10 protein-coding genes are annotated in these 11307 nt (G+C 65.3%); 4 read left to right on the plus strand and 6 right to left on the minus strand.

The genetic code is table 11. The features are described from left to right. Positions 1-84 precede the first annotated feature (84 nt). Positions 85-819: a class I SAM-dependent methyltransferase gene (locus SB749_RS08705; protein ID WP_410710013.1), complete on the minus strand. Its 735-nt coding sequence runs from the start codon at positions 817-819 to the stop codon at positions 85-87. Positions 820-948: 129 nt separating this feature from the next. On the opposite strand from SB749_RS08705, the gene SB749_RS08710 reads away from it, so the two are divergent. Then, positions 949-2208, plus strand: coding sequence for an aminotransferase class I/II-fold pyridoxal phosphate-dependent enzyme (locus tag SB749_RS08710; RefSeq protein ID WP_410710014.1), 1260 nt, complete (start codon positions 949-951; stop codon positions 2206-2208). A gap of 84 nt (positions 2209-2292) precedes the next feature. Here SB749_RS08710 and SB749_RS08715 read toward each other — a convergent pair whose 3' ends face one another. Genes SB749_RS08715 through SB749_RS08725 form a run of 3 tightly spaced genes read right to left on the minus strand, consistent with a single transcriptional unit; the run spans position 2293 to position 7098 of the window. Next, entirely contained in the window at positions 2293-3147 is an 855-nt protein-coding gene (locus SB749_RS08715; RefSeq protein ID WP_410710015.1) for a 3-hydroxybutyryl-CoA dehydrogenase, read from the minus strand. Positions 3148-3197: 50 nt separating this feature from the next. Beyond that, the gene (locus tag SB749_RS08720; protein WP_410710016.1) at positions 3198-3704 is read right to left on the minus strand and encodes a peptide deformylase; all 507 of its coding nucleotides are present in this window, start codon (positions 3702-3704) and stop codon (positions 3198-3200) included. Beyond that, a complete protein-coding gene (locus SB749_RS08725; protein ID WP_410710017.1) occupies positions 3697-7098 on the minus strand; it encodes a pyruvate carboxylase in 3402 nt (1133 codons plus the stop codon). The genes SB749_RS08720 and SB749_RS08725 overlap by 8 nt, the downstream gene beginning before the upstream one ends. A 176-nt stretch (positions 7099-7274) precedes the next feature. On the opposite strand from SB749_RS08725, the gene SB749_RS08730 reads away from it, so the two are divergent. After that, positions 7275-8120 (plus strand): AAA family ATPase, encoded by an 846-nt coding sequence (locus tag SB749_RS08730; protein WP_173152175.1) that lies wholly within the window; start codon positions 7275-7277, stop codon positions 8118-8120. A 200-nt stretch (positions 8121-8320) separates the two neighbouring features. Here the strand turns inward: SB749_RS08730 and SB749_RS08735 are convergent, their stop codons facing one another. Together SB749_RS08735 and SB749_RS08740 are read right to left on the minus strand one after the other, a co-directional pair. Further along, complete coding sequence (locus SB749_RS08735) at positions 8321-8902, minus strand: MerR family transcriptional regulator (protein ID WP_101544153.1); 582 nt, start codon at positions 8900-8902, stop codon at positions 8321-8323. A gap of 248 nt (positions 8903-9150) precedes the next feature. Then, complete coding sequence (locus tag SB749_RS08740) at positions 9151-9903, minus strand: lysophospholipid acyltransferase family protein (RefSeq protein ID WP_410710018.1); 753 nt, start codon at positions 9901-9903, stop codon at positions 9151-9153. 106 nt (positions 9904-10009) lie between these two features. Here SB749_RS08740 and SB749_RS08745 point away from each other — a divergent pair, with 106 nt between their 5' ends. Next, a complete protein-coding gene (locus tag SB749_RS08745; protein WP_410710019.1) occupies positions 10010-10798 on the plus strand; it encodes an alpha/beta hydrolase in 789 nt (262 codons plus the stop codon). Between the two features lie 45 nt (positions 10799-10843). Next, positions 10844-11296, plus strand: coding sequence for a hypothetical protein (locus SB749_RS08750; RefSeq protein ID WP_173152169.1), 453 nt, complete (start codon positions 10844-10846; stop codon positions 11294-11296). Positions 11297-11307 lie beyond the last annotated feature (11 nt).

The raw sequence follows: 11307 nt of genomic DNA on the forward strand, positions 1-11307 counted from the left end.
GGTGACCGAGGTTCGGACGCCGAGGCGTCTCCTGGTTGCCGACAGCGGGCCGCACCTTCATCGGGTGCGGCCCGCTTCGTGCGTTCAGCCCCGTTCGAGGAGATATGCCAGGCACATATACGGCAGATCCACCGTGCCGGACACCGGATGCTCGACACTGAAGTACTCGCGCAGGTTCGTTTCGACTCGAGCTCGAGTCTTCTCGTTCGAACGCAGCCAATACGACCGGGTGCGCGCGAGGTCGACGATTCCATCGACGGCGAGCTCCGTGGTGAATTCGACGAGCCTGTGGTCGGTGAGAGCCAGGCCGTTGCCGGGCTGGGGTCGGTACTGCGGTCGATAGACGTCGCCGGCGTGCATGATCCGGCTCAGGCGCAGCACCCAGTCGACCCGGACATCGAGTTGGTTGATGAGGATGAGCAGCCGGCCTCCCGGGCGGAGGATGCGCGCGACTTCGGCGGCTGCTTTCGCTTCGTCGAACCAATGCCAGGCCTGCGCGACAGTGACGAGGTCGAGGCTCTCTGCTTCCAGGCCGGTGTCCTCAGCGGTGCCGACCGTGGTGGGGGCTGGATTGTGTTCGAGCGCGGACGTGTCGGGATCGACGGCGATGAGGTCGGCACCGCGTGTGAGCAGCCGGCGGCTGAGGATCCCCGTTCCCGCACCGAGGTCGCACACGCGCAGACCAGACCATTGCGGCTCCCAACCGGTCAGCGCGAGGTCGAGGGCTGAGTCGGGATATCCGGGCCGCACCTCGTCATAGACTCCGGCCTGGGCGCCGAAACTGCGTCCGTGGGCGGCCCGCGCACGTGGTCGCACCATCTGAGTCTGCCTTTCATCGAATTGTCGGCGGTCGTCCAGGCGGCCGCTGCAGACCACTCTAGCGTCGTCGGCAATCGCCGAGTCGATAGGATGGAGTCAACGGCCCGTTCCCAGCCCTAAGGAGCCAGCATGTCCGCACCGTCCGACCTCTCGTCCAAACTGGACGAAGCCTCCGCCGCGTACGAGGAATTCGCCGCGCGCGGTCTCTCGCTCGACATCACACGGGGCAAGCCCGCTCCGGAACAGCTCGACCTCGCTGCCGATCTGCTCACTGCGGTCAGCGGCGACGACTTCCGCACTCCCGGCGGCGTCGACACCCGCAACTACGGCGGACTCGACGGACTCATCGAACTGCGGGAGATCTTCGCCCCGCTGCTCAAGGTTCCCGCCGACCAGCTGCTGGCCGGCGGCAATGCCTCGCTGACATTCATGACCCAAGCGCTGACCTTCGCCCTCATGCACGGCACGGCCGTCGATGATCGCCCGTGGGGACAGGGTCCGCACAAGCTGCTGTGCCCCGTGCCCGGTTACGACCGCCATTTCACCCTGGCCGAATCCCTCGGGTTCGAGCTGTTGACCATTCCGATGGACGACGAGGGCCCGATCATCTCCGAGGCGCAGCGTCTGGCCGAAGACCCGGCGGTCAAGGGCATGTGGCTGGTGCCGATGTATTCCAACCCGACCGGAATCACGGTCACCGAAGCGCGGGCACGGGAGCTGGCTGCCATGCCGACGGCGGCGCCCGACTTCACTCTGCTGTGGGACAACGCCTACGGGGTGCACCATCTGCGAGAGGACCATCCGGACAATCTCGACATCCTCTCGCTCTGCGCAGAGGCGGGTCATCCCGAACGTGCATGGGTCTTCGCCTCGACGTCGAAGATCACTCATGCCGGGGCCGGTGTGTCGTTCTTCGCCGGAGGCCCGGCCACGGTCGATTGGATGCGAGCGAACCTCGGGAAGGTCGCGATCGGCCCCGACAAGATCAACCAGCTGCGCCATGTCCGGTTCTTCTCCGACCCGGCCGGGGTCGAAGCGCATATGCGCAAGCATGCCGAGATCGTCGCACCGAAGTTCGACGCGGTGCTCAAGGCGCTCGAGGACGGACTCGGAGCCGAAGAGCTGGCGCAGTGGACCTCACCGGACGGCGGGTACTTCATCACTCTGACGACGATGGAGGGCATCGCCGATCGCGTCGTCAAACTCGCAGGGGAAGCCGGAGTGAAGCTGACCCCTGCCGGTGCCACACACCCGTACGGTCTCGACCCGCACAACAACATCATCCGCATCGCGCCGACGATGCCGACCCTCGATGAGGTCGAACTCGCCGCTCAGGGCCTCGTGGCGTGTGTGCGCCTGGCCAGCTATGAGAAGCTGTTGGCCGGCTGACACCCGAACGCTGCCTGAAGACAAAGACAGGTCCGCCCCGAACCGAAGGGTTCGGGGCGGACCTGTCCGTACCGGGGCGTCGGATCAGTATTCGTAGAATCCGCGTCCGGACTTCACACCGAGTAGGCCGGCATCGACCATGCGCGACAGCAGGATCGGAGGCTTGTTCGCCGGGTCGCCGGTCTCCTCATACATGCTCTCTGCTGCATAGAGGCAGGTGTCGAGACCGACGAGGTCGGCCAGCTTGATCGGTCCCATCGGATGGGCGCAGCCGCCGACCATTCCCGCGTCGATGTCCTCCTTCGTCGCGAGTCCGGCCTCGAGCATCCGGACCGCACTGAGCAGGTACGGGATGAGCAGGGCGTTGACGATGAAGCCGGGGCGGTCATCGGCCTGGATCGGGTTCTTTCCGAGCACATCGGCGACGAAGGACGTCACCGTGTTGCGGACATCCTCGGCGGTGAGCACCGAGGAGACGATCTCGAGGAGCGGCTGGACCGGTGCGGGGTTGAAGAAGTGCACTCCCAGCACGCGCTCGGGCCGCGAAGTCGCCTGCGCGAATCGGATGATCGGCATCGACGAGGTGTTCGAGGCCAGGATCGCTTCCGGGTCGGTGACAACCTGGTCGAGCTCGGCGAAGATCGATTTCTTGATGTCCTCGTTCTCACTGGCTGCCTCGATGACGAGCTGACGATCGGCGAGATCGCTGATATCGGTGGTGAACCGCAGTCGGCCGAGCGCCTCGTCGCGGGCGGCGGCATCGAGTTTGCCCTTGTCCACTGCGCGAGCCAGGGATTTCTCTATGCGGGCACGACCGGCGGCCGAGGCCTCCTCGTTGATCTCGCGGACGATGACGTCGAGACCGGACTTCGCCAGCACCTCGGCGATTCCGGCTCCCATGAGTCCGCTGCCGATGACGGCGGTGCGCTGGATGCTCATAAACTTCTCCTTCTTGGTCTATCTGGTCGGTCGGGTGCGAATGACTCGGCTCAGGGCATTCGGGCGAGGAACCAGTCGGCCGAGCGGATGGCTTTCATGGCCTCCCGCCGGCGTTCCCCGGGCAGAGTCTGGATGTAGACCTGTCCGTCGAGGTGCCCCACCTCGTGTTGGAGCATCTGGGCGAAGACTTCCGTGCCTTCGATCTCGATCGGCTGATTCTTCGCATCCACCCCTCGTACCCGAGCGAATTCGTAGCGGGGGGTGGGGAAGAACAGCCCAGGGACGGACAGGCAGCCTTCTTCGATGTCACGCAGCTGCCCGCCGAGCTCGACGATCTCCGGGTTGATGACATATCCCGTGCGACCGTCGAGGTCGTAGCCGAATGCTCGCAGTCCGACCCCGATCTGCGGAGCGGCGACGGCCGCACGGCCCTCGGGCCGTGCGGTGTCGACGAGGTCGGCTGCCAGAGCTTCGACGTGATCATCGAAGGCTGTCACCGGTTCGCACTTGCTGCGGAGCACGGGGTCGCCCCACAGTCGGATCTCGCGTTCAGGCATCGATCACCACGACGAGGTCTCCGCCTTCGAGCTGCTGGACATCGGCGATGGCCACACGGGAGACGGTTCCAGCCGTCTGGGTTGTGATCGTCGCTTCCATCTTCATCGCCTCGATGGTGGCTACGGTGTCGCCGACGGAGACCTTGTCGCCCTCGTGGACCTGCATGGTCACAACTCCGGCGAACGGGCTGCCGACATGTCCGCTGTTGTTCGGATCGGCCTTCTCCGCAGTCTTGACTTCGCTTTCGACGGAGCGGTCACGCACCTGCAGCGGACGCAGCTGTCCGTTGAGGGTGAACATGACCGAACGCATCCCGCGCTCGTCAGTGCCGCCGATGGCCTGGACGCCGATGAGCAGGTTCTTGCCCTTCGCCAGCTCGACGGCATGCTCTTCGCCGCTGGTGAGACCGTAGAGGTACTCGGAGGTCTCGACGACCGAGAGGTCGCCGTAGTTCGAGCGCATCGACTGGAATTCCTTCGTCGGACCGGGGAACAGCAGCTCGTTGAGCTTGTCCTTCCGGTCCCGGCCCGGCGTCTGCAGCGCTTCGGCATCCGCAGGTTCGAGATGCTCGGTGAGCGGCTTGGCGGAACGGCCGGCGAGGGCCTTCGTGCGGAACGGCTCGGGCCATCCGCCCGGAGGATCACCGAGGTCGCCGTTGAGGAACCCGATCACCGAATCCGGAATGTCGAACTTGTCGGGGTTCTCCGCGAACTCCTCGGGCGCAACTCCGGCGCCGACGAGGTGAAGCGCCAGATCGCCGACGACCTTCGAGGACGGGGTGACCTTGACGAGATGGCCGAGAATCGAATCGGCGGCCGCATACATGTGTTCGATGTCCTCGAACCGCTCCCCCAGGCCCAGTGCGACGGCCTGCTGACGCAGGTTCGACAACTGTCCGCCGGGGATCTCGTGACGGTAGACGCGGCCGGTCGGTCCGGCGAGCCCGGACTCGAACGGTGCGTAGAGCTTGCGCACCGATTCCCAGTAGGGTTCGAGGTCGCTGACGGCGTCGAGGCTGATGCCGGTGTCGCGCTCGGTGTTCTCGAATGCGGCGACGAGTGCGGAGAGACTCGGCTGGCTGGTGGTTCCGGCCATCGCAGCAGAGGCGGCATCGACGGCATCGGCACCGGCGGCGGCAGCAGCATAGAGAGTGGCTAGCTGTCCGCCCGCAGTGTCGTGGGTGTGGACGTGGACGGGCAGGTCGAAGTTCTCCCGCAGAGCAGTCACGAGGCTGACTGTGGCTGCCGGGCGCAGCAGGCCGGCCATGTCCTTGATGGCGAGCACATGAGCACCGGCGTCGACGATCTGTTCGGCCAGGCGCAGGTAGTAGTCGAGCGTGTAGAGCTCTTCCTTCGGATCGAGGATGTCCGAGGTGTAGCACAGGGCCACCTCGGCCAGTGCCGTGTTCGTTCCGCGCACGGCTTCGATCGCCGGACGCATCTGCTCGACGTCGTTGAGAGCGTCGAAGATGCGGAAGATGTCGATGCCCGTGCGGGCCGCCTCATCGACGAATGCGTCGGTGACCTCGGTCGGGTACGGGGTGTAGCCGACCGTGTTGCGTCCGCGCAGAAGCATCTGCAGGTTGATGTTGGGAACCGCGGTGCGCAGGGCTTCGAGACGTTCCCATGGATCCTCGCCGAGGAAGCGCAGAGCCACGTCATAGGTCGCACCGCCCCAGGCCTCGATGCTCAGCAGCTCGGGTGTCATCCGGGAGACGTGCCCGGCCACGGCCAGCAGGTCTCGGGTGCGCACGCGGGTGGCCAGCAGGGACTGGTGGGCGTCGCGGAACGTCGTATCAGTGACGGCCAGGGAGCTCTGCTCACGCAGGGCGCGGGCGAAGCCCTCCGGTCCGAGCTCGGCGAGACGGTCGCGGCTGCCCGCTGCGGGTGCCGCAGAGAGGTCGATGCTCGGGAGCTTGTCGCCCGGACGGATGCGCAGACCCGGTTCGCCGTGGGGGCGGTTGACCGTGACATCGGCGAGGTAGTCCAGCAGCTTCGATCCGCGGTCGGCGCTCACCCGAGCGTCGAAGAGCTGCGGGCGTTCTTCGATGAAGGACGTGGACAGGTCTCCGGCGACGAACGCGGGATCGTCGAGGACGGCCTGCAGGAAGCCGATGTTCGACGATACGCCGCGGATGCGGAACTCAGCGAGGGCGCGTTTGGCACGGCCGACGGCCTGAGCGAAGTCGCGGCCACGGCACGAGAGCTTCACGAGCATCGAGTCGAAGTGGGGGCTGACGGCAGCACCGGCGTGGACGGTTCCGCCGTCGAGGCGCACACCTGCACCACCGGCAGAGCGGTAGGCGGTGATCGTGCCGGTGTCGGGGCGGAAGGAGTTCGCGGGATCCTCGGTGGTGATGCGGCACTGGAGTGCGGCGCCCTTGATCCGCATCTCGTCCTGGCGCAGGCCGATCTCTTCGAGGGTGGCTCCGGCGGCGATGCGCATCTGCGAAGCCACGATGTCGACATCGGTGATCTCTTCGGTCACAGTGTGTTCGACCTGGACGCGCGGGTTCATTTCGATGAACACGTGCTTGCCGGCGCGCGGTCCGTCGGTCTCGAGGAGGAATTCCACGGTGCCGGCGTTCTGGTAGCCCAGTGCCTTTGCGAACTTCAGGGCATCTGCGTGCAGGGCGGCCGCGATCTCGGGATCGAGGTTCGGGGCCGGAGCGATCTCCACGACCTTCTGGTGGCGGCGCTGCACGGAGCAGTCGCGTTCGAAGAGGTGGATGGCGTTCGAGTCGTTGTCGGCCAGCACCTGGACCTCGATGTGACGGGGACGCTGCACCGCCTGCTCGATGAAGACCGTGGGATCGCCGAAGGCGCCTTCGGCTTCGCGCATGGCGGCCTTGAGAGCGTCCTCGAGGTCGGAGGCCTGAGCCACGCGACGCATTCCGCGACCACCGCCGCCGGCGACGGCCTTGACGAAGAGGGGGTATTCCATCGATTCGGCATCGGCGAGCAGCTGTGCGATATCGGCCGAGGGACGTGTCGAGTCGAGGACCGGGATGCCCGCATTGCGTGCGGCCGCCAGCGCCTGGACCTTGTTTCCGGCCAGTTCGAGCACATCGGCCTTGGGGCCGATGAAGGTGATTCCCGCTTCGGCACAGGCACGTGCCAGATCGGGGTTCTCAGAGAGGAAGCCGTATCCGGGGTAGATGGCGTCGGCGCCGCTCTCCTTCGCCACCCGCAGCATCTCTTCGACGCTGAGGTAGGCGCGGACGGGGTGGCCCTCCTCACCGATCATGTAGGCCTCGTCGGCCTTCATACGGTGTTCGGAGTTGCGGTCCTCATAGGGGAAGACTGCGACGGTGGAGGCTCCGAGCTCATAGGCGGCACGGAACGCACGGACGGCGATCTCTCCGCGGTTGGCCACAAGGACTTTAGAGAACATAGGTGTCTCTCACTTCTGTATCGGCCGCACTGGGCGACTGGTCGACAAGCTGTCGGAAACATACTCTACAAGTGACCTGGAACACCCCTGCGCCCGGGGGGTCGACTTTGGACTGAGACGTGAGTCTCGGCGTGGTCGGCACGGCTCGGCAGCCGCCGATACGTTAACGTAGGAGGGTGCTTGTCCTAAGTATCAGCAGCCTCAAAGGCGGAGTCGGTAAGACATCCGTGACGCTCGGTCTGGCCTCGGCGGCCTACAACAGGGGGATTCCCACCCTGGTCGTCGACATGGACCCGCAAGCGGACTCGTCGACCGGCCTCGATGTGCCGACCTCGACGCGTGTCGACATCGCCGATGTGCTCGCTGCTCCGAAGTCCCAGAAGATCCTGTCCGAGGCGATCATCCCCTCCGGGTGGGTCGGTGACAGGCTCGGCCACCTCGATGTGATCTCCGGATCTCCGCGTGCCGCGGAATTCGATCGGCCTTCGCTGTCCGAGCGCTATCTGCGCCGGCTCGAAGATGCCCTGACTCGCATCGCGAAAGGCTACCGACTCGTCCTCATCGACTGTCCGCCCAGCCTCAACGGTCTCACCCGTACGGCGTGGACAGCGAGCAACCGAGTCGCGGTCGTCACCGAGCCCAGCCTATTCTCCGTGGCAGCTGCCGACCGTGCCCTGCGGGCGACGGACGAACTGCGGCAGCGTGGCGCCTCCGATCTGCAGCCGCTCGGCCTGGTCGTCAATCGGGTGCGTGCCGGTTCGACCGAACATGACTATCGCATCCAGGAGATGCGTGAGATGTTCGGTCCACTCGTCCTCAATCCGCCTTTGGCCGAACGGGCCGTCATGCAGCAGGCTCAGGGATCGGCACGTCCGATCCACTCCTGGCCGGGTAAACCCGCCGAAGAAGTCGCTGGCTCATTCGACGCTCTGCTCGAACGTGCACTCCGCTCGGAGAACATCCGCGGTCGGCGCGGTGCCGCCCCGACGAAGAACGACGCTCAGCAGCCCGAGAAGAAGTGAACGACTAGCTGCCGCTCCCCCAGCATCACGTCGACTGCCGTCGCGGACTCAGGTTCGCGACGGCAGTTCTCTGTTCTCGGGCACCTCGGACTCATTCGAGGCCACTCTGCACCGAGCCTTTCCGTTCCATACGACCACCGAGGCGGTCCGCTCGAACTGAGCGGACCGCCTCGGTGGTGGTGTGAGTACTCTGTGGGCTGTCAGCCGGACTTGCGTGCGCGACGGGCGGCGAGCTCATCCATGGCTTCAAGGGCCGCATCGTCTTCGGGGACTCGTTCGCTCGGGAACTCCGACAGCGAGCCTTCGACTTCGTTCCAGACGCGGCCGACGGCGATGCCGAAGACGCCCTGTCCGCCCTGGAGGAGGTCGACAACCTCATCGGGCGAGGTGCATTCGAAGACGCTGGCACCATCGGACATGAGAGTGATCTGAGAGAGATCGTCGACGCCGCGGGAACGCAGGTGCTCAACCGCTGTGCGGATCGACTGCAGTCCGACGCCGGTGTCGAGGAGTCGCTTGACGATCTTGAGGACGAGGATGTCACGGAAGCTGTAGAGCCGCTGGCTGCCGGATCCGGTCGCATTGCGGATCGACGGGGTCACCAGATCGGTGCGCGCCCAGTAGTCGAGGCGACGGTAGCTGATGCCGACGACCTTGCAGACGGTGGGACCGCGGTAGCCGGCCTCTTCATCGAGTACGGGCAGATCATCATCGAACAGCAGCCCTTGGGCTGCTGACGGCATCGGCGTCATGTCGACGCTTTCATGACTTGAGCGGTTCACACCGACTCCTCCTTAAAGTCCCTGGGGGAAGCGAAGGTCGCTTGGAAGGACCGAGAACATAGTCATTCTAGCCCTCTTCCCAGCGAACCTACAGTGGGATTCAACAACTCCAAGTTATTGTGCCGTCCCGGCCAGGACAAACACCTCGAGGTAACAATTTCCGCGTGTCGCCGTTACCGCAGTATTCGAACATGTCACATGGATGTCATTCAGGCGACCAGGAGCAGGATGAGTCGGGGCCGTCAGGCCTAGTTCGACGAGCTTTCGCCGTCAGATTTCGACTCATCCCGGCTCGGAGGATCCGACTTCTTCGGCTTGGCGCTCGTCAGCAGCTTGGTCTTGACCGACGACGCATAGGTGTCGACGTATTCCTGCCCGGACAGGCGCATGATCTCGTACATGATCTCGTCGGTGACCGACCGCAGCATGAAACGGTCGACGGGAAGACCTGCATACTTCGAGAAGTCCATCGGTGCGCCGAAGACGACTCCGACACGCCGGAGCTTGGGAACGAGGCGACCGGCAGGCTGCAGCTTGTCCGTGCCGATGATCGCCACGGGAACCACAGGCGCGCCGGACTCGAGGACGAGACGCGCAATGCCGGTGCGTCCGCGATAGAGCTTTCCGTCGGGCGAACGCGTGCCTTCAGGATAGATGCCCAGTGAATTCCCCTCACGGAGGACCTTCAGACCCGACTCGAGCGAAGCCTGAGATCCCGATCCGCCTCCGCGATCCATTGGGAGCTGATTGTTGAGCTTGAAGAACCACCGAGTCACCGCACCCTTGATTCCGCGACCGGTGAAGTAGTCCTTCTTCGCCAGATAGACGACGGGACGCGGAGCGAGCAGCGGAACGAAGATCGAGTCCATGAAGTGGTTGTGATTTCCTGCGATGATCGCCGGGCCCTCGGACGGCAGATTGTCCAGGCCCCGCACCCACGGACGGAAGAGGATCCGCAGGATGGGTCCGGCGAGGACTCGCTTGAGAAACCAGTAGAACACGCGCACCCTTCCGACTACGACTCTTTGTCGTCCTCGGCAATCATATATCGACACGAACGGTGAACAGCGAAGTCCGTCGCGGACTCATCCGTGCCATGCTGGGAGCATGGAGATCGATTTCACACTCGGGGCGGATCCGACGGCCGCCTATCGCAGCCTCGACGGCGGTTCAGCCTCGGCGGTTCTCTTTCTGCACGGACTCACCGGTTCGCCCGTCTCCTGGGTGCCGATCGCCCGCGCGATCGCGGCGGCGGGCGTCGACGTCAGCGTCCCCCAACTGCCCGGTCACGGCACCTCTTGGCAGGACATGGACGCTACGGGATGGTCCGATTGGCTCGGCGAGGCGCGCACAGAGCTGGGTCGGCTCCAGGCCGACCACGAGCGTGTCGTCGTCGCCGGTCTGTCGATGGGTGGGGCCCTGGCACTTGCCCTGGCGGCGGCAGAGGGCGCACCCGACGAGATCGTCGTGGTCAATCCTGCTCTCTACATCGACTCTCCCTTCGCTCCCCTGCTGCCGGTGCTCAGGCACGTCGTGCGCACGATCCCGTCGATCGGCGGCGACATCGCCCACCCGGACCGCGATGAGTACGCCTATGAACGGACACCGGTGGCGCCCCTGGCGACGTTCCATCGTGCGCTGCGGACACTGCGCGACGATCTGTGGAAAGTCACCTGTCCCGTCACGGCCATGATCTCCGGTGAGGACAATGTCGTGAGTCCGCGAACGCTGCGTGCGCTGCGATCGGACCTTCCGCACCCCCCGAAGATCGTCGCCCTCCGCCGGTCCCGCCATGTGGCGACTCTTGATTTCGATGCGAACACCATCGCCGAGGCGGTCCTGCAGGTGGTCTCCACCGAAACGACCGTGCCCTGTCAGTCCGAGGCCGGGGAATAGCCGAGGCCGGGGAATAGCTGAGGCCGCGGAATTGCTGATTCAGGTATGAACGACGAGGGCACCGCTTCGACTCCCGACGACGAGGGCCGGGAGGACTGGCGACGAGACGTTCCCGATCCGGAGAGGATCGGGCACGACCGCTCGCGCATCAGCGACGAGGACTGGGACGACCTCGTCCGGCAGATCGCAGAACCCTCGGCGACGATGGGTGATATGCCCGCCGAGGATGTTCGCGACGCCCTCGAGGACACCGAGCATTGGGAGCGCGAACCGGCGGAGCCGATCGGGTGGCGCACCGCTTCGCCCACCCTGGTGCTGTCCTGGGCCGCGGCTCTCGGCGCGGTCGTGCTCCTGCTCATCGGCGTGATCTTCTTCAGGCCGCTGCCCGGGTGGTACCTGCTCATCGGTCTGGCCGTCGGCATCGGCGGCGCGGTCGGTCTGTTCTTCCATCTGCCGAGCCATCGTTCCGCCGACGACGGCGACGGATCCTCGGTGTGAGCGATGCTGAC

Source organism: Brevibacterium sp. SIMBA_078 (genome assembly GCF_046534565.1).
Lineage (GTDB): Bacteria > Actinomycetota > Actinomycetes > Actinomycetales > Brevibacteriaceae > Brevibacterium.